General features: G+C 65.9%; 14 protein-coding genes and 5 pseudogenes. 17 read left to right on the top strand and 2 right to left on the bottom strand.

Annotated features, from left to right (window positions below):
• Positions 1-335 precede the first annotated feature (335 nt).
• The 3 genes from ACFFIC_RS12675 (at position 336) to ACFFIC_RS12665 (ending at position 3,930) form a co-directional block, all read left to right on the top strand.
• Positions 336-1,274: a vWA domain-containing protein gene (locus ACFFIC_RS12675; RefSeq protein WP_377050802.1), complete on the top strand. Its 939-nt coding sequence runs from the start codon at positions 336-338 to the stop codon at positions 1,272-1,274.
• A 26-nt stretch (positions 1,275-1,300) separates the two neighbouring features.
• Positions 1,301-2,608 carry a serine/threonine protein kinase gene (locus tag ACFFIC_RS12670; protein WP_377050800.1) on the top strand — a complete coding sequence of 436 codons (1,308 nt, stop codon included), beginning with the start codon at positions 1,301-1,303 and terminating at the stop codon, positions 2,606-2,608.
• A 320-nt stretch (positions 2,609-2,928) separates the two neighbouring features.
• Positions 2,929-3,930, top strand: coding sequence for a metallophosphoesterase (locus ACFFIC_RS12665; RefSeq protein ID WP_377050798.1), 1,002 nt, complete (start codon positions 2,929-2,931; stop codon positions 3,928-3,930).
• Positions 3,931-4,711: 781 nt separating this feature from the next.
• Here the strand turns inward: ACFFIC_RS12665 and ACFFIC_RS12660 are convergent.
• Positions 4,712-4,852, bottom strand: coding sequence for a hypothetical protein (locus ACFFIC_RS12660; protein WP_377050796.1), 141 nt, complete (start codon positions 4,850-4,852; stop codon positions 4,712-4,714).
• A gap of 774 nt (positions 4,853-5,626) precedes the next feature.
• On the opposite strand from ACFFIC_RS12660, the gene ACFFIC_RS12655 reads away from it, so the two are divergent.
• The 3 genes from ACFFIC_RS12655 (at position 5,627) to ACFFIC_RS12645 (ending at position 7,577) form a co-directional block, all read left to right on the top strand.
• Entirely contained in the window at positions 5,627-5,893 is a 267-nt protein-coding gene (locus tag ACFFIC_RS12655; RefSeq protein WP_377050794.1) for a type 2 periplasmic-binding domain-containing protein, read from the top strand.
• A 21-nt stretch (positions 5,894-5,914) separates the two neighbouring features.
• Positions 5,915-6,178 (top strand): LysR substrate-binding domain-containing protein, encoded by a 264-nt coding sequence (locus ACFFIC_RS12650; RefSeq protein WP_377050792.1) that lies wholly within the window; start codon positions 5,915-5,917, stop codon positions 6,176-6,178.
• A gap of 364 nt (positions 6,179-6,542) precedes the next feature.
• On the top strand, positions 6,543-7,577 hold the full coding sequence (locus tag ACFFIC_RS12645) for a Bug family tripartite tricarboxylate transporter substrate binding protein (protein WP_377050790.1): 1,035 nt from the start codon (positions 6,543-6,545) through the stop codon (positions 7,575-7,577).
• 328 nt (positions 7,578-7,905) lie between these two features.
• Here the strand turns inward: ACFFIC_RS12645 and ACFFIC_RS12640 are convergent, their stop codons facing one another.
• Positions 7,906-8,949, bottom strand: coding sequence for an MYG1 family protein (locus tag ACFFIC_RS12640; RefSeq protein ID WP_377050788.1), 1,044 nt, complete (start codon positions 8,947-8,949; stop codon positions 7,906-7,908).
• Between the two features lie 547 nt (positions 8,950-9,496).
• Between ACFFIC_RS12640 and ACFFIC_RS12635 the strand changes: the two genes are divergently transcribed.
• The 11 genes and pseudogenes from ACFFIC_RS12635 to ACFFIC_RS12585 all read left to right on the top strand — a co-directional run.
• A complete protein-coding gene (locus tag ACFFIC_RS12635) occupies positions 9,497-9,853 on the top strand; it encodes a nucleotidyltransferase family protein (protein WP_377050786.1) in 357 nt (118 codons plus the stop codon).
• Positions 9,847-10,221, top strand: coding sequence for a HepT-like ribonuclease domain-containing protein (locus ACFFIC_RS12630; protein WP_377050784.1), 375 nt, complete (start codon positions 9,847-9,849; stop codon positions 10,219-10,221). Before ACFFIC_RS12635 ends, ACFFIC_RS12630 begins: the two co-directional genes overlap by 7 nt.
• Positions 10,222-10,275: 54 nt before the next feature.
• Positions 10,276-10,515: pseudogene (locus tag ACFFIC_RS12625) on the top strand (hypothetical protein); the annotation flags it as partial.
• Positions 10,403-11,231 (top strand): annotated as a pseudogene (locus ACFFIC_RS12620) (DUF6880 family protein); the annotation flags it as partial. The pseudogenes ACFFIC_RS12625 and ACFFIC_RS12620, both read left to right, overlap by 113 nt.
• A gap of 55 nt (positions 11,232-11,286) precedes the next feature.
• Positions 11,287-11,748: pseudogene (locus ACFFIC_RS12615) on the top strand (IS5 family transposase); the annotation flags it as partial.
• A 155-nt stretch (positions 11,749-11,903) separates the two neighbouring features.
• Entirely contained in the window at positions 11,904-12,209 is a 306-nt protein-coding gene (locus ACFFIC_RS12610) for a hypothetical protein (protein WP_377050782.1), read from the top strand.
• 283 nt (positions 12,210-12,492) lie between these two features.
• Positions 12,493-14,073 (top strand): Na+/H+ antiporter, encoded by a 1,581-nt coding sequence (locus tag ACFFIC_RS12605; protein ID WP_377050780.1) that lies wholly within the window; start codon positions 12,493-12,495, stop codon positions 14,071-14,073.
• 226 nt (positions 14,074-14,299) lie between these two features.
• Positions 14,300-15,267, top strand: a pseudogene (locus ACFFIC_RS12600) (IS5 family transposase).
• Between the two features lie 582 nt (positions 15,268-15,849).
• Positions 15,850-16,164, top strand: coding sequence for a hypothetical protein (locus ACFFIC_RS12595; RefSeq protein ID WP_377050778.1), 315 nt, complete (start codon positions 15,850-15,852; stop codon positions 16,162-16,164).
• Positions 16,165-16,390: 226 nt separating this feature from the next.
• On the top strand, positions 16,391-16,648 hold the full coding sequence (locus ACFFIC_RS12590) for a GlsB/YeaQ/YmgE family stress response membrane protein (protein WP_377050776.1): 258 nt from the start codon (positions 16,391-16,393) through the stop codon (positions 16,646-16,648).
• A gap of 388 nt (positions 16,649-17,036) precedes the next feature.
• A pseudogene (locus ACFFIC_RS12585) lies at positions 17,037-17,123 on the top strand (IS5/IS1182 family transposase); the annotation flags it as partial.

Below are 17,123 nucleotides of genomic sequence, written 5' to 3'. Positions count from 1 at the left end.
AACGCCCCCGCGGCGCCGTTCCAGCCCTCCCGAGTGTGCCAGCCAGCGCCGTTTCATGGCAACCGCCCGCTCCCCGCCCCTCACGCACGATAATCAATGGTTATCGTGCGCGGGCGGCCCTGAGAGCGATAGGTGGTCCCAGGAAACGCTCCTTGTGCCGGGACATCACAGGCACTTGCCTGCGGCAGCTCAGAAGGCTTCTTCGCCCCCCTCAAGCCCTAAGCTTGAACACGGAACGCCGAGCAGGCAGGTGGGTGAACTTCCACCTGTCCATTCCGTTACCCGCCGATACAGATCGGCCGCTTGTCGTTCGGCCTTGTTCACGGAGTAGATGAATGAGCGGCACTGAGCACTCGCCCACCCCGTCCGCCACCGGGATGGAACCCGGGCTGGAACCTGCAACGGCGCCGGCGGCCGAGACGGGCTCCGGAGGCGGAGGGATGCCTGAGGCACCCACGACCGTGGACGTCACCCTCCCCGAAACGGCGCCCGCCCCGGAGACCGCCCCCGGCATCGCGGAGCCCGCAATGAACCTCCAGGCCCCACAGATTCGTGCCAGGACAAAGGGCGTCGCCGACATCGTCTTCGTCGTCGATGTCAGCGGTAGCATGGCACCCTGTATCGATGCGCTGCGCGCCAATATCGAGGCCTTCGTCGATTCTCTGAGCCGGGGGGACGCCAACAACGCGGCACCCGTGAAGGATTGGCGCGCCAAGGTCGTTGGCTACCGCGACCTGGAAAGCTCGGTGCAGGAGGGGCTGCCATGGATCGTCGACAACCCCTTCGTGCGCGAGGCGTCGGCCCTGAAGGCGCAACTTGGGGGGCTGGCGGCAGTGGGCGGTGGCGACGAGCCGGAATCGCTCCTCGACGCGCTCTACAAAATTGCCACCATGGAGGCGCTTCCGAAGGGCTCGCAGGCCATCGACCCTGCCAAGTGGCGCTATCGGAGCGACGCCGCCCGGGTCGTCGTCGTGTTCACCGACGCTTCGTTCAAGGAGACGATGGGCATTCCCGAGGCGAAGGGCGGATCGCTGCAAGACGTCGCAAACGTGGTCATGGCCAACCGCATCATCCTCAGCCTCTTCGCACCGAATTTCGAGGGCTATGACCGCCTGAGCCAGATCGACAAGTCCGAATGGGAAGTCGTGGAATACGAGGCGCTGAGCCCGCAGGAGGCTTTGCAGAAGTTCACAGCCGATCCCGTCAACTTCCGTAATACGCTCAAGCAGCTCGCAGCCAGCGTGTCCCGGTCGGCCGAGACCGTGGCGCTTTGAGCCCCAACAGAGCCTGAGCGCCCATTATGGCGAAGAAGCTCAAAGCAGGCGACGTCATCCACGGCTACCGGATCACCAAGGTGTTCGGGCCGGGGATGATGGCCATCTCCTATGCCGCACAGGCTCCCACGGGTCAGAAGGTCTTCTTCAAACAGTACAAGTCGCCGGCTCCCACGGTTGTCTGGTACAAGGGCTTTGTCGGGTATCAGCGGGAGCTCTCCGCTCGTGTCCTGGGCGGCAAGGCCGCGCATTTCGCGGTCCGTCAGCTCGATGCCTTCGAGGAGCAGTGGGGCGGCCGCTGCTACTTCCAGGCTTATGAGTTCGTGGAGAATGGTGCGGATCTGCAACAGGTCCTCGACGAGGAGCGGGAAGGGCACCGCCGGACCGGTAGGGCGCCAACAAGCGACGCTGTTGTCTGGGCGCAGCACGTCACCTGGGCCAAGGTCCTCCTGGCCGGAATTGCGGCGCTCCACGGTTCCAACATCGTCCACGCCGATCTGAAGCCGGCCAACGCCTACCTTATCAAGGATCCGACGATCGGCTCCGGCTACCAGCTGAAGCTGATCGACATGGATTTCTCCCTGCTCGCGGACCGGCGGGCCCCCTGGCACGGCTTCCAGGGCTATGTCGGCACGGACAACTATCGCTCGCCGGAGCACCTCGTGCGCGGTGGCATCCCGGTGCCGGCGTCGGACATCTTCACCTGCGGGCTGATGCTTTACGAGCTGCTGGCCGGGCAGCACCCCTACTGGTCCGACGACCCTGGAGAGTATGCGCGACGCGTCCAGGCCTATGAGGCCAAGCCGCCTGCCCTGGTCGGCTCAATGCCGGTGCCAGCCGGCAACGCCGAGGTCAGCGCGATCCTCCATCGCTGCCTGTCCCCCGATCCGACGGTCCGGCCCAGCGCGGAGGAACTGCGTGCTGTGTTGAGTGGCCGGAACCGCAAGCCCGCAGCGCCGATGCCGGCTCTGGCTTCCGCATCTCCTGCACCGGCCGCCTCTCCTGCCCGTAAGCCGCTCATCTCCGAAGGAATCGAGCTCCAGGGTGGCGACGGCCGGTCACTCCGGATCAGGGTTCGCACAGAATTAGGAAAGGTCCTGATGCGACAGTTCGGGCCGGATGCCGAGTTCTGGGACAACCGCCAATGCGTGATTGAGCGCGGGCCCGCCGGGCAGTGGATGCTGGCGCCGGTCGGCCCGACCGCAAACGAGACCCTCGTGAACGGACGTGCGCTGACCGCGCCCCGGTCTCTGAACCAGGGTGACGTGCTCGCGGTGGGCCGTGAGGCGAAGGGAGTGGCGAAGCTGCCGTTGACCCTGCGCGCTGGCGGATGAGCGACCGGCCGGAGCCTTCTGCTACGCCGGTTCCCGTCGAGCAGGTTCCTGGCGAGTTGGGACTGGAGCCGGTGGCACCGGGGCCCGCCGCGGAAGCGCCCCCGCCGTCCGAGCCCTCGGCAGCCGTCGAGAGCACGGCGCTACTGGCTACGCTCGATGCCGCGATGGGGCCGCCACACACACCGGAGCCCGTCCCCGCTGCATCGGCCGAGGTTCCGATCCCGGAGCCGCGAGACTTGCATGATCTCGACTGGGACGCGATCCGGAAGGCAGTAGACCCCGCCGCGCTACGCGCCCGGATGCGCGGGACGGTGGAAGCCATGGAGGGCCTGCTCGACCGCGCCGGAGGGCCCGGCTTGCTCTTCGACAACGACAGGGCTGGACCGGGCGACCGGGCCATTCAGGTGAAGACCGTGGATGCCGCCGTCCCGCTCTGGATCATTGGCGACCTGCATGGCGACCTCCTGGCGCTGGAAGCGGCTCTGGCGGCCATCGCGCGCGAGACGCCCGGATCAGGCGCGGAGCGGCCGCGGATCGTCTTCCTCGGCGACCTGTTCGACGACGAGGGTTACGGCCTGGAGGTCCTCCTGCGTGTGTTCGAGCTGATCCTCGAGGGGCCGGAGCGGACCTGCGTGATTGCCGGCAACCATGACGAGGCGCTGTCCTATGACGGCATCCGCTTTGCCTCGAGCGTCTCGCCCGCCGACTTCGCCGATCTGCTGAACGCTCATCTCAGCCACGAATGGATCGAGCGTGCGGGGAAGGCTGCGGTCCGGTTCTTCGCGACCGCACCGCGCGCGCTTTTCTTCCCGGATGGCCTCCTGGTCGCCCATGCAGGCTTCCCACTGGCAGACCTGCATGAGCGGTTGGCCGAAAGCGGCAACTGGAACGACCTAACCTGTCTCTCGGATTTCACCTGGGCCCGGGCGCACCCCACGGCGCGCCGGAAGCTTCCAAACCGCTTCTCGCGCGGAAGCCAGTTCGGCTACCAGGACTTTGCCGCCTTCTGCGAGCTCAGCGCCCGGCTCGGGCGGCCGGTCACGCACATGGTGCGCGGGCACGATCATGTTGAAGAGCGCTACGCTATCCCTTCCGCCTACCGGGCGCATCCCGTGCTGACGACCGTGGCGCTGTCGCGCCGGCTGCCCCGCGAGACCTTCGGCCCGCGCGAGCGCGTACCGACGCTCGCGCGCTTCGTTGAGCACTCCGCGCCGCAGGTCCACCGCATGCACATCCCCACGGCGCTGATCGACGCGATCTATCCCGAGCCGTCAGCGGATGGCCTCGCGGGTGAGCCAGGAAGTCTGGAGGCTCGGCGATGACCCTTGTTGTCCTGCGATGCCCGAATTGTGGGACCACACAGGCAGGCCCGGGCGAGTGCGATGCATGTCACGAGGCGCAGGTCCGCTACTTCTGCACCAATCACAGGCCCGGGCAGTGGCTAACATCCCCCAAATGCCCGCAATGCGGCGCTCAGTTCGGCGTCAGTGAGCTTGTCCGAAGCACGCCCTCTCCACGGCCCCGGCCGCGCGTGCAGGCGTCGGTCCAGCCGCCAGCGGTCGAGGTCGCGCCGCTGCCGACCGCACCCGTCACGAAGCGAAGGTTCAACCCATGGGGCCCTACTTCCTCGCTACCCGCGAGCGGGGAGCGCGACGTGTTGGCGAGGCGCTTGCGAGGCATGATCGCGCGGCCGTCCCGAGATCGAGGAGAGCCGGAGGCACCGCCCTATGACATGGAAGCTATGCCAGTTCCGGTGGCTAGGGCAGGTTGCCTCGGGCGGGCGCTCCTACTGGTGTTCCTGACCCTGGGAATTCTTTTGCTGTTGTTCATCTCCGCTGGAGGCCCGTTCATCCAAATTTTGCTCAGTTTCCTTCTGTCCTATTGAGACCAGGCCAGAGAGGCGGGCGACTACGGCTGTTGAACTGTGCGGCAGGTGCCGGAACCCTGTTTCTGACCCGTATCAGGACCTGAACTTGAACGTTGCCCCAAAGCCGACAGGGTTCTGAGCGACTATCGGGATCAACACCGACTACCCGCTCCGCTGAAAGGGTCTACCCCGGTCCTCCGCCGGGCTGTCCTGGCCAGCCCTTCGCCGGGATGGTGTCAAACTTCCTCATCAATGCGGTTCTGCTCAATCGCCTGAAGAGGCGTCAGGCCGGCGTCGAAATACTTCCGCCACAACTCCGCATCGACGTCGAAGGTCACCACGGCTTCGATCTCGGCAATCCAGGTCTGGAAGTTCATGTGCTTGCTCCCGGTGGTCGGCCAAGTGACTGCCGACGCCGCCTTATTGATCTACGGTAACAGGGTGGTTCTTCGAAAGGGTCAACCCGGCTGTAGCAGGTGATTATGGCAAGCACCGCTGCCCTGCCCTGCCCTGCCCTGCCCTGCCCTGCCCATAAGGTAGGATGCTACATCGTTGTCGTGTCTATGTGCGTGCTAGAAGGGGGGGTTGGCTCGGGATACCCGTCGCAGGGCGGGGGACGCCGCTGTCCCGGCTCATGTCCGTGGGTCTGCTTTACCCTCATGAGCGAACGTCAACGCGGCACGCCTGATCTCCTCCACTATGGCGTGGCCTGGCCGACAGCAGCATGGCAGCTTTCCGATCCATGATGGGACCCCGGTTCGATAAGGCGGAAGTGGCCGCGTTTCGTCCTGGGCCGGATTGTTCGATAAGGTGGCTTTCTCCTCGTGGTGCGTGAAGGAGCGCTCAACGACGAGGCCGCGGAACCTCGTTAAATCGGAGGCTTTCGCGACCATCGCCCGGGCGCGGAGCTTCCGGAAGGCGGCGGAGGAGCGCATGGGGATTCGGCTGCTGCACCGCACGACTCGTAGCGTCTCTCCCACTAAGGCCGGGCAACGGCTACTCGAACGTCTTCAGCCTGCTCTCGCCGACATCGCGAAGGCGATGGACGTGGTCAAAAACTTCCGCGACCAGCCCACCGGAACGGTTCGCATCAATGCGCCGATCCCCGCGTTGGAGTTCCGGCTGGCCTCTCTCTCTCGCACCCGTTCCTCATGGCCAATCCCGACGTGTCGCCAGAACTGGTCAGTAACGCCGCGTGCGTGGACATCGTGGAGCACGGGTTTGATGCCGGCGTGCGCTTTGGCGAGGACTTGGTACAGGACATGGTCGCGGTTCCGCTCGGTGGGCCGATGCGCTACCCTGTGCTCGAGGCGCCGGAGTGCCTGCTTCGGTGCGGGACGCCCGGAGAGCCAGAGGACTTGTTGCGCCATGACTGCGTGCGACATCGCTTTCCCGGCGGCAGCATCTTCCCCTGGTAGTTCGCGAGGAATGGCCATGAGGTGACCATCACGCCGGAGGGGTCGCTGACGGTGAACGATCCTCGCGTGGCGCTGCGCGCCGGGCTGGACGGTGTAGGCCTGGTGCGCCTGCCCAAGGAGCATGTGCAGCCTGCCATCGCGTTAGGCGGCTTGGTTACGGTGCTGGAGGATTGGTGCCCGGCCTTACCGAGCTGGTGCCTGTACTATCCCAGCGGGCGCCAGATATCCTCGGCGTTCCGGACCTTCCTCAACTCCGTTGCGCGATATGGACTGACTAATCACTGAGAGGTGACGTCCGCTCAGGAGAAGCTGAGAAGGGATTCAGCTGGCCGAGATGGGCGCTAAGCGGCCTATCCTGACGATTGGTAGCCCAACGTCCGCTCCTCATCGATCCTGGCCACAGGGAGCAATTGTGGTAAACACTCTCCCCTATTCTCCAGGCACGACGTTGGATGATTATCGTGTAAGAGGGCTGCTGGAGAGTCGGGTTGGCCCGGAGTGATCCCAGATACTGCGGACGCCCAGCGATGAACCTGCGTGGTTACGAGTAGATGCGCAGGGTCGACAGACAGCCCAGGTGGGAAAATGGAACGCTCCGGGGCCATTGCCGTTCCAACTGCCGGGCCATAGTGGCCACTAGGACGGCGCGATGCCCGCAGACCCATCTTTCACGATAGCGCGCCGACGGGCAGTCATGGCCGGCCTGGGTGGGGCGCTGGGGGCGAGCGTCCACAATCTCCGCTTCGCGCGGGCTCAACAGGTCTCGAGTGGTCGGTCCATTCGGCTTGTCGTTCCCTACCCGGCCGGTGGTGCCGTAGACCTAGTGGGGCGGCTTTTCTCGGAACGGATGGAACCCCTGTTGGGCCAGCAGGTCGTGGTGGACAACCGCTCCGGTGGCGCGGGCATCGTCGGTGCCGACTATGTCGCCAAGGCCCGCCCGGATGGCACGACCCTGGGTGTGATCGGCATGACCACGCTTTGCGCCTACAAGGCGCTCTATAGCCGCCTCCCCTTCGATCCCGACAGCGACTTCGCTCCCATCTGCCAGCTCAGCGCCGGCACCGTCGTCTGCGCCGTTAACAAGCAGGCCGCGGCACGGCATGGCTGGCCCGACTTCCGCACGCTGATAACCTGGGCGCGTGACAATCCGGAAGGACTGCGTTTCGGCACCGCCGGCGTGGGTAGCACCGCGCACCTCACCATGGCGGCCGTGCAGAAGGCCAGCGGCGTCCGCGCGCTTCACGTCACCTATCGCGGGGCCGCTCCGGCCGTCGCGGACCTGCAGGCCGGCACCATCGACATGATGTTCGAGCTGACGCCGGCGCTGATGCCGCTCATCAACCAGGGCGAGGTGACGGCCCTAGCCGTGGGAAGCGCCCGTCCGGTCGCCCTGCTTCCCGCCATTCCCGGCATGTTGAATTTCGCGGACCTCGGCCTTGGCGCGCTCGACATCCGCGCCTGGGAGGCGCTGATGGCTCCCGCAGCCACCGCCCCTGAGCTGATCAGGCAGTTGCATGCCGCTGCTCTGCAGGCGGGCAACGACCCCAGGCTGGGCGAGCGGATGCGTGAGGTCGGCTTCACCGCCGAACCATCCACTACGCCGAGCGCGCTCGCTGATAAGATCAAGCACGAGACGCCGATTTGGCGACAGCTGGTGGAGGCCTCTGGCGCGAAGCTCGACTGACCGCGCAGGTCACGAACCGTAGCGAAGGCCGGGGACAAGGCCCTGCTGACTATGGCGGGCCATTCTTGAGCGTCCGAGAAGAACTTGTGGGCCGATGTATGCAGCGATTGTGGCAAGCCCCCCCTTCCCTGCCCTTCACGCACAACGATGGATGATTATCGTGTGTGAGCGTCCAGTGGGGGGGGGGGGGCGATTTTGCCCGGATTTGCTGGGCTTTCTGTCCGCCAGGCGGCCCTACCGGCTTGACACCCTGCCCCGCCCTGCTGAGTGTGGCCCTCACCCGTTCGGCGTCGACGCGGTAAAGAGGACGCACCACGCGGTGCGGCTCCTACCGCTTCCAGGCTTTGCGCAGCGCCTCGGCAGGGGACGGTCTGTTGGCCAGGCAGGCTCGGGCCATGGCCAGCGCTGCCTCCCGGGTTGTGGCGATGGCCAAGTGGCCGCTGCGGTGGGCGAACACCGCCCCGGGAATGCCGCATGCCTCTTCCAAGGCGGCATCCTGCAGACCGCGCCACGCCTCGGGCATGTCGAGGCGGTTCCTGAGGCTGCCCTTCTCGGCCGGCATCGCCTGCAGCTTCCAGCGGCCGTCCGGCTCTGGGCTCATCACGTAGAGGATGGGCATGGCCAGCTCAAAGGCTGTTCGCTGCCAGGGCATACCGCGCGGCAACTCCAGCACATCGGGGTGGAGGCCACTGCTCCCGGAGCGGCAATCCTCCCAGGCCTTCGCCACGGCCTGGTAAGCAAAGGCGGCGCCGCGTTCCTTCTCGACGTGCTGCTCCAATGCCACGGCGACCATCTGGCTGGCCCGCAGGAACCCGGCGAGCTGCCGCGCCTCAAAGGCTGCGGGGTCGGATTGGCTCGGCTCATCCCAGGCGCTGTTGAAGGCATCCACCATTGCGGTGAGATCGGTCGGAGCAGCGCGCTCGACGCCGTTGTCCACCAGGTCGATGTGGCGCACGAACTTGTACCGGACATTCTCGGCGATGCGGGCCACCACGTCGCTGGCGACCTCATGGAAACCCGACCGCGCAAGGGTGTTGCGGACGTAGAGCTGCCCCAGGCTCAGGCCACTGCCCAGATTGTCGGCGCGCCACATCAATCCTGCCGAGCTCAGCGGGTCGCCATTTGGCGCTTTAGGGGCGCCAGGCTGGTGGTGGTCGAAGCGCCAGCGGGCTTCGTTGGCGGTGCCACCGACGTCCCAGACGATGTCGGCAGCGTCCAGGGCAGCGCGGTCGCGGGTGCGGACGAGCTCGTGCGTGCCGTCATCCACACCGAGCCCGAGGGCCCCGGTCAGGACGACGTAGGCCAGGCAGTCGTCGGCGTGGAAAGTGCCGCTATGGGTAGCCAGTCGCAGGGGGCGATCGATGGGGAGCATACGCCTCCTCATCTACGCGTGTGGACCCGATGGCAACTGCGGATCTCCCCCACAAACCGGACCTCGCCATCGCGACCAGCCTCCGCCACACAGACGGCGATCGTCGTCTTATGCACGTCCAGCCCGACAAAGGTGATATGCTCTCCCACGGCCCGTCTCCTGTGCTGAGGCAAGGCGTCGGCCCACCCGGCGCAACCCTCGATCATCCTGCACAGTTCGAGCGGGCCACCCCCGCCTCTGACGGACATCTGGTATAGGGTGCGGAAGACCATGGCAGCGCCCAACCCTTTTGCAACGGCGTCCTGGGCAAGGGCGATGCTTTCAAAAGGCCCATATTGTAGCGCGCGAGGCGAACCCGCTTTCTGCTCAACCTCAAAGGGTCTGCTCTAGATAGGGTCGTTGATCAGCTCTATATTGTGCACATGTGCGCGAAGGCGCCGCCATGTCGACCCCGGCCTCTATTAGTCCCGCTGCCTTCCTGTCTGTCCGTCTGCCCTCCGCCACTCGCGACCGGCTGAAAGTCGCGGCCGCATCCCGTGGCGAGACAGTGCAGGGTCTGGTCGGCTCTCTCGTCGAGCGCTTCCTGGCGGAGCAGGAAGGCGCTCCCCCTCCCCTCGCCGTCGTGCTCCGTATCCTCCGTGGTCGTGCCGACGAGCTGCGGGTCCGCGGCCTCGCCTCGCTGTCCGTCTTCGGCTCCGTTGCCCGGGGTGACGCCCGTCCGGGCAGTGACATCGACTTGCTTGCCGACCTCGACCCGGCGACGCGGCTGTCGCTGGTCGGGCTGTCGTCGCTGCGCGCCGAGCTTTCGGAAATGCTGGGCGCCCCAGCCGACCTGGTGGAGCGCGGGGCGTTGCGCCCGGGGGTGCGCGAGGCCGCGGAACGCGAGGCCGTGCGGGCGTGGTAAGCTCGGGCCGGCGCGGCACGCGCGAGCGGTTGGAAAATGTCCGCGCCGCCGCCAAGGATGCGCTCGCCTTCGCGGGTGAGCTGGATGAAGCCGCCTTCGCCATGCTGGCCGAGACGGATCGCCGCACCTACCGGGCTCTGAAGAACACACTGGCAGAGATCGGCGAGGCGGTGAAGCTGCTCCCACCCGATCTACTCGGCCGTCATCCCAGTGTGGATTGGCGCGGCTGGGCCGGGCTGCGGGACCTGGTATCGCACCAGTACTTCAGCTTGGAGCTGCCACGGCTGAGGCCGACGGTGGTTGACGAGTTGCCGGTCCTGTTGACCGCTGTCGAAGGGGAGCTCGGCGATGAGACGCGCCAAGCCTAGCACGACCGGTAGGGGCACGGCGGCGGGGATCTCCCGCTCACGCCTGCCCCTTGCATCAGCGGCCGATGGGCCCGCGGCGGTGCCATCCCCTGCCCGTTCCAAACCCAAGAAGACGACGCTGCGCTCGCGCGCACTCAGTGCCGAGGCGCTGGCGCAGCTAGGCGCGTCGCGTCTGGCCGAGCTGCTGATGGCGCAGCCAAAGGTGATGCTGCGCTGGCTCGCACGCTGCGCCTCGCACTCGCCGGGACGGACGGCAGCGGCCGGCTTGCCGCTGAGGTGGAGAAGCGGCTGCGCACCATTGGTGCGCTCGCGGGGGTTCATCGAGTGGGACAAGGTGCGCCCCCTTGCCCGCGAGCTCGACAGCCTCCGCGACACGCTCGCCGGGCCCCTCGCCGCAACGGACCCGCGCGGCGGTAGCGCAGATGCGGCTGCTGCTCGGCCTCGCCGACAACGTGTTCGAGCGCAGCGACGACGGCAGCGGTACGTTGGGCGAGGTGTTTCGGCATGCCGGCGCCGAACTCGGACGACTCTGGGCGTTGCTACCAGACCGAGATCCGGTGTTGCTTGCCGGCGAGGTGCTGACGCTCTGGGACGCCGACGGGTATGGCGAGACCGATCGGCTATTGAAGGCAGCCGGCCCGGCGCTCGGCACCGAGGGTCAGGCAGAACTGCGCCGGCTGCTGCAGGCACGCCTTCATGCAATGCCACGTTCCCGCAAGCCGGACGCGTTCGAGAGTTGGCAAGGACGTGGCCAGGTTGCCTTCCGCCTGCGCGACTTGGCCGACCTTGAAGGTGACGTGGACGCCTTCATTGCTGCTATCCAGGAGGGGGGCCGGGCCGAGAACTTCGCCGGCGACATTGCCGAGCGCCTGATCGCTCACAACCGCCCTGCCGAGGCGCTCGCCTGGCTGGATCGGGCACCCGACCGGCACGAGAGCGAGGAGGTCCGGCATGCTGACCTGCGCATCGCGGCACTGGACGCGCTCGGGCGCCGGGAGGAGGCACAGGCTCTGCGCTGGGAGGCCTTCTGCCGTTGGCTGACGCCGCAGCACTTGCGTCCCTACGACGGCGGCCAGCCTGCTCAAAAAGGGGCTGTTCGCCGCCGTATCGGGCGCACCAAGGGCGGCCTGAACTCCAAGCTCCACGCCACACCGTGACGGACAGGGGCGCCCTGTGATCCTGCTGCTGTCCGAAGGTCAGATGAGTGACCACAGGGGCGCGGCCTTGATGCTGCCCCGCCTGCCACGCGCCAAGGAACTGCTGGTCGACAAGGGCTATGACAGCAACCGCTTCCGCGAGGCCCTGGTCGAGCGCGGCATCCAGCCCTGCATTCCGTCAAGCGAGAGCCGCAAGGTGCCGCTCCCCTACGACAAGGCCCTCTACCGCGAGCGGCACCGCATCGAGAACATGTTCGACCGCCTCAAGGACTAATGGTGCATCGCCATGCGCTACGACCGCTGCGCCCACACCTTCATGTCCGCCACCTGTCTCGCAGCCACCGTGCCCTTCTGGATCAATGAGTCCTGACACTGGAACGACCGCGGCTCCAGCTGTAGAGCGCCAGTGCTCGCTGTAAGCCCTTCGTCAGCCACAGCCTGACCGAGCTCCTGATACGAAAGATGCCGCCCTGGGCATCCAAAGCAACTCTCACGCGCTTGAGAGGGAGAGCAGGAGGACCGGCCATGCCGCAAACAATCACAGGCTACTTTGACACCCGCCGCGACGCGGAGATGGTCGTCGAGCACCTTGTCCAGGATCATAATCTCAACCGCAACCGCGTCCAAGCCATGGCCGAGGGAGAGGGAAACTCGTCGGGCACCGTGGTCTCGGGCGCGGACGCTGACGATGCCGAAGCGGGGGAGACACCAGACGGTTTACGCCAGGGTCGGATCGTGGTGAGGGCAGAGGTGGATGACGATCTGATGGAGGTGGCGTTGGCCAGCTTCCGCGAGTGCAATGTGGTCGAGATGACAACCAGTCAAGATTGAAGGTCATCGCTGCAGGCAGAAGCCGGGCAGATGGTCACGCAAGAAGCGGTATGGACGTGGTCGGTAGGGTTCTGGCTGACGAGCACGTCGCAGCCGAAACAGCGTGCGGTACGTTGCAAGCGCGACACGGGTTCAGGCCAGGACCATGGCTCAAGAGGCTGGCCCAATAAAGCGTTGCTTGCTTTGGCCAGACAGTACCAGCTGCCCTCTGCGGCGGCTGGTGCCTTGACCTGACCCATGAAAGCCGACCTGGGCCCGTCACATTCCACCGGACGCTGATCCTATGCATGTTTTCGAGCTTCTCCTTGCCCTTCTTGCGGCATGCGTGGCCCTTGCGGTTCTCGCGAGACGGCTGGATTTTCCCATTGCCGTCACTCTCGTGCTCGGAGGCATGGGGCTGGCCTTCGCCCCGGGTTTGCCGCCTCTGGTGCTCGATCCTGAGCTCGTGCTGGCTCTCTTCCTGCCGCCGCTCCTGCAGGTCAGCGCCTACCGGACAGACTGGCCCGCCTTCCGCAACCATCTCCGCCCGATCTTGTTGCTGGCGGTCGGGGCTGTGTTTTTCACGGCCGGGCTCGTGGCCATTGCTGCCAAGCTGTTCGTGCCATCCCTGCCCTGGTGGGCCGCGATCACCCTCGGCGCCATCGTGGCGCCGCCGGATGCCGTTGCCGCTGCCTCGATTCTGGGTCGGTTCAAGTTGCCCAAGCAGATCGTGACGGTGTTGGAAGGCGAGAGCCTGATCAATGACGCTTCATCGCTCGTGTTGTACAAGTTCGCGGTCGCCGCGGTCGGCGTCGGCACGGTGAGCTACGGTGAAGGAGCGCTGCAGTTCATCGGCGTGGCCGTCGGAGGCGCGATGGTGGGCTGGCTCGTCGGCCGCGCCGCGATGTGGATCTTCACCCACCTCGAGGACACGCTGCTCGACCTCACAATCACCATCCTGGCCGGCTTCGCCGCCTATATGGCCGCCGAAGCGATCCATGCCTCCGGCGTGCTCGCGGCTGTTGTCTGCGGCCTTGTACTTGGGCGGCAGCAGCATGCCGAGTTCACCGCGCGGACACGCATCGAGCTTGTAGCGGTGTGGGGCTTCGTGGAGTTCGTCCTTACGAGCCTTGTCTTCATCCTGATTGGGCTGCAGCTGCGCGGCATCGTCGCGCGCCTCGCCGATGACGATCTTCGCCAACTCGCCTGGCTGGCAGCGGCCATGTCGGTAACCCTTATCGTGAGTCGCTTCATCTGGGTCTTTGGCTCAGCCTGGCTGCCGCGCGCCCTGTCACCGGAACTGCGGGAGCGCGATCCCATGCCGCCCTGGAGCCACTCGGTTGTCGTTTCCTGGACAGGGATGCGAGGCGTGGTCAGCTTGGCCGCGGCTCTCGCCCTGCCGGAGCCTTTCCCAGGGCGAGACATCATCCTGTTCCTCGCCTTCTGCTCGATCTTTGTCACGCTGGTGATCCAGGGAACGACCTTGGGCTGGGTGGTCAGGCGGCTCGGCGTCGTCGAGGAGGAGAGCGCCCTCCCCGAGCCCGAGACGGCCCTGGCACGTGCGGAGATCGCGACGGCCGCGTTGGAGGCGGTGCGCCAACACCTGGACAGCACCGAGATTACCGAGCACACGGAGGCGGCAGCCGAGCTGGTGCAGGAATACGAGGTCCGGGCTGAACGGGCGAGCATCGAGGGACAAGATCCCGAAACCAAGAGCGTTCAGCTGGAGGCCCAGCAGCGTCTGCGGCTCGTGGCGATTGGCGCGGCGCGCGAGAAGCTGGCCGAACAGGCCGAAACCATGGATGCCGAAGCCCATCGTGCGCTGGGCGATGAGCTCGACCTTGAGGAACATCAGATCCGCCGGGCACTCGACGGCACTCGGTGAGATCAGCGGTGGAGGTGATAGACAGGAACGGTGCGGCAGCAACCGTGTTCCCCAGAACGCCAGGTCGCTTCCAGAACCCTGAGTGCGAACACTTCGCTTCAGGATGGCAGGTGCCGAGGTGAGCCACCTTCACCAGATGCTACTCTGGTGCATGGGTCGGTCTAGCGGTCTGGGCAGGTTAGAAGCCCAGGGGTCGACGGCCCGTCATCCTCCAGGAGAGCGCAGCTTGCCGTTCAAGGCCAGCGCCGACCATCGCCAGCACATTCCGAAGCAGCGGTTCCGGGCCACGAATTGGGCGGAGTACGATGCGGCCCTGCGCGGACGTGGCAGTCTGACGGTGTGGTTCACGGCGGCGGCGGTCTCGGCTTGGAAGGTCTCATCCCGGACCGCATGGGGCGGACAGCCGCGGTATTCGGAGCTGGCCATCTCCACGGCCTTGACGCTTCGAGCCGTCTTCCGCCTGGCCTTGCGTCAGACCGAAAGCCTGATCGGTTCGATCATCGCCCTGCTCGGGCTGGATCTGGCCGTGCCGGACCACTCAACCCTCAGCCGCCGGGCTGAGACACTGGAGATACCGCGAGTTCGCCCTGAGACGCGTCCCATACACCTACTGGTGGACAGCACGGAGCTGCGGCTATGTGGCCCGGGCGAGTGGCTCGTCGGGAAGCGCGGGAGCAGGGCACGCCGGTCGTGGCGCAAGCTGCACATCGGTGTGGACGCCGACACCGGGCAGATCGTCGCGGCCGAGTTGACATCGTCCGACGTTGATGACGCCTCGCAGGTCGGTCCCTTACTCGACCAGGTCACGGACCCGATCGCCTCGTTCACCGCCGACGGCGCCTACGACCAGGACGGCGTCTACTGTGAGGTGGCGGCGCGGCACCCCGATGCTGGTGTGATCGTGCCACCACGGTTCAGTGCCGTGCCGAGCGCCACGGCCGAGACGGCGCCGACCAAGCGGGACCAGCACCTTCGGGCCATCGCGGAAAGTGGGCGCATGAGCTGGCAAAAGGCATCAGGCTATGACTGTGGCGTGCCCTGGTCGAGGCGGATATCGCGCGCTTCAAGCGGGTGATCGGCGGTGGACTGCGCCCGCGTACCGACAGGCGCCGCGTGACAGAATTGGCCATCGCCGTCCGCGCACTCAACCGTATGCTCGAACTCGGACGGCCGGAGTATGTCCGTATCATGTGAATGCGGACCAGTGCGGGGACTACTGCGCCTGCAAGGTGGTTCATGCAACGCAGTCCAACGCAGCTGCTTCACTTGCTGGTTTCACGCTTCGATGAGGGGCCGGGGGGGACAGAGCGCGGTGAACGACCCGCGGCGACGGCAGGATGGAGACCCAGGGGCGCGTGCGGCCTGTGCCCGGGAGGGGCTGGCGGCGCGCCCACCGTGCGATCCTTTCCAGGCCATGGTGGACCAAATCACCAGCCATGGTCCCCTGCAGTTCAATGGCTACACACGCCTTGTGCCTGTGGGGCCACGGTTGACACGTGCTGAGGTCCATCTCGCCGGAGAACCTCACCACGGCTCGGCAGCCCGGCATGACGATGCGCCGGGATGGCGCAGGTTGGCAGCTCTATCGCGCCCTGCCCCAACTCGTCGTTTGCGTGCTCGGAGATGGCCGCGCTGGGGCAGCAGGCCACTACACCGCACCGGCTCTCGACAACGACGCCCCTCAGGCCTCACCCATGTCACAGGATAGGGTCGCCCTGCACGGCGGACGAAGTGGCGGACCGGCCCTCGGGCGCCAGCGAGGCAGCGACACCAGGAGTGTCCTGGTACCTGCGTTCGGTCGATGAGGTGCTGCGCTACCTCGGTGAGGTACAGCGACGCGAAGAGGCCAGGATTGCCTATCGCATCAATATGAACGCCGGGGCCACGCCTCGCCTCTTCCGCCTTTGGCCCAAGCAGCCAGCGCGACCACGCCTCTCGGCTGAGTACCAGGGACAGCGACGGTGCGTGGCCGAGTATGACGACGGCGAGAATCTAACGCTGCGGGTGCTGGCGCTGACGACACAGTTGTTGAACCTGCAGAAATCTGCCTCCGAAGTCCCCTCTGCCGGAACACTGCGGCTGGTTAGATAGAAACGGAGCCTGAACGCAGGCAGGTCGGTTGCTGGCAACCTTCGTCCAAAAGCTGCCATTCCGCTGGCTGCCGAGGCTCAGAAGGGTCCGGAGCGTCCAGGCCACCTTCAGCCGGATCGCCACAGCGGAAGCGGAAACGCCTGCCACGACGCATTGGGGCCCGGACTGCCGAAACCTATGGCGAGGCTAGGCGCTCGGCTGCGGTAACCTTCTGGAGTGAATTCGAATGGGAATTATCGGAACCCTCATCATCGGTTTATTGGCGGGTATCGTTGCCAAGTTCCTCATGCCCGGCCGGGATCCAGGTGGCTTTATCATCACCATCATCCTTGGGATCGTCGGAGCCTTCGTCGCCACCTATCTCGGTCAAGCCCTTGGCTGGTACCGTGCTGACGAGGGAGCAGGCTTTATCGGAGCCGTCGTTGGAGCCATCATCGTCCTGGCGGTCTATCGGTTGATCGCTGGCCGCTCGCAGGTGCGGTAGGAAGTCGCACAGCTTCTGGGGCGGTTGATCACGAGCTTGCCTCGATGGTTGCCTTAAGATCTGCCGCCCCGCCCCCTCCACCTCTAACCTGGAATTGCATCAACCGGCCTCGTTGTCATGGCGCTCGGCGGCTCCTGAGCATGTCACAGACTAGCACAGCATGCATCGAGCCGCCTGTTTGCCATGAACAACTTATCCACATTTACCGGGGACATTTCTGTGGGCATCTCGCAGAAGCCATCCAAGCCTAACGGCTTCGATGTCACCAAAGAAGCGGCTAAAGCTAGGCGCAGTTAAGGCTTACAACCCAAGCGGCGGGCACTCCGCTCGACCCGCCCCTCTGCGCTCAAAGATCGGGACAGAACCTGGGTTGAGGCGTTGAGGAAGGATGGCCCTCCTCGTTCCTGATGACCTCTGGGCGGTGGTGGAACCGCTGTTGCCGCGAGAGCGGCCGAAGCCGAAGGGCGGTCGGCCG

Origin of the sequence: Muricoccus vinaceus (genome assembly GCF_042433125.1) — a bacterium.
GTDB lineage: Bacteria > Pseudomonadota > Alphaproteobacteria > Acetobacterales > Acetobacteraceae > Roseomonas > Roseomonas vinacea.
The sequence above is the reverse complement of the archived record's forward strand: the minus strand, read 5'-3'. Positions and strand labels throughout refer to the sequence as shown.

Coding starts and splice junctions, on each gene's coding strand:
- ACFFIC_RS12675 (WP_377050802.1), top strand. CDS start 336: ATGAGCGGCACTGAGCACTCGCCCACCCCGTCCGCCACCGGGATGGAA.
- ACFFIC_RS12670 (WP_377050800.1), top strand. CDS start 1,301: ATGGCGAAGAAGCTCAAAGCAGGCGACGTCATCCACGGCTACCGGATC.
- ACFFIC_RS12665 (WP_377050798.1), top strand. CDS start 2,929: ATGGAGGGCCTGCTCGACCGCGCCGGAGGGCCCGGCTTGCTCTTCGAC.
- ACFFIC_RS12660 (WP_377050796.1), bottom strand. CDS start 4,852: ATGAACTTCCAGACCTGGATTGCCGAGATCGAAGCCGTGGTGACCTTC.
- ACFFIC_RS12655 (WP_377050794.1), top strand. CDS start 5,627: ATGGCCAATCCCGACGTGTCGCCAGAACTGGTCAGTAACGCCGCGTGC.
- ACFFIC_RS12645 (WP_377050790.1), top strand. CDS start 6,543: ATGCCCGCAGACCCATCTTTCACGATAGCGCGCCGACGGGCAGTCATG.
- ACFFIC_RS12640 (WP_377050788.1), bottom strand. CDS start 8,949: ATGCTCCCCATCGATCGCCCCCTGCGACTGGCTACCCATAGCGGCACT.
- ACFFIC_RS12610 (WP_377050782.1), top strand. CDS start 11,904: ATGCCGCAAACAATCACAGGCTACTTTGACACCCGCCGCGACGCGGAG.
- ACFFIC_RS12605 (WP_377050780.1), top strand. CDS start 12,493: ATGCATGTTTTCGAGCTTCTCCTTGCCCTTCTTGCGGCATGCGTGGCC.
- ACFFIC_RS12590 (WP_377050776.1), top strand. CDS start 16,391: ATGGGAATTATCGGAACCCTCATCATCGGTTTATTGGCGGGTATCGTT.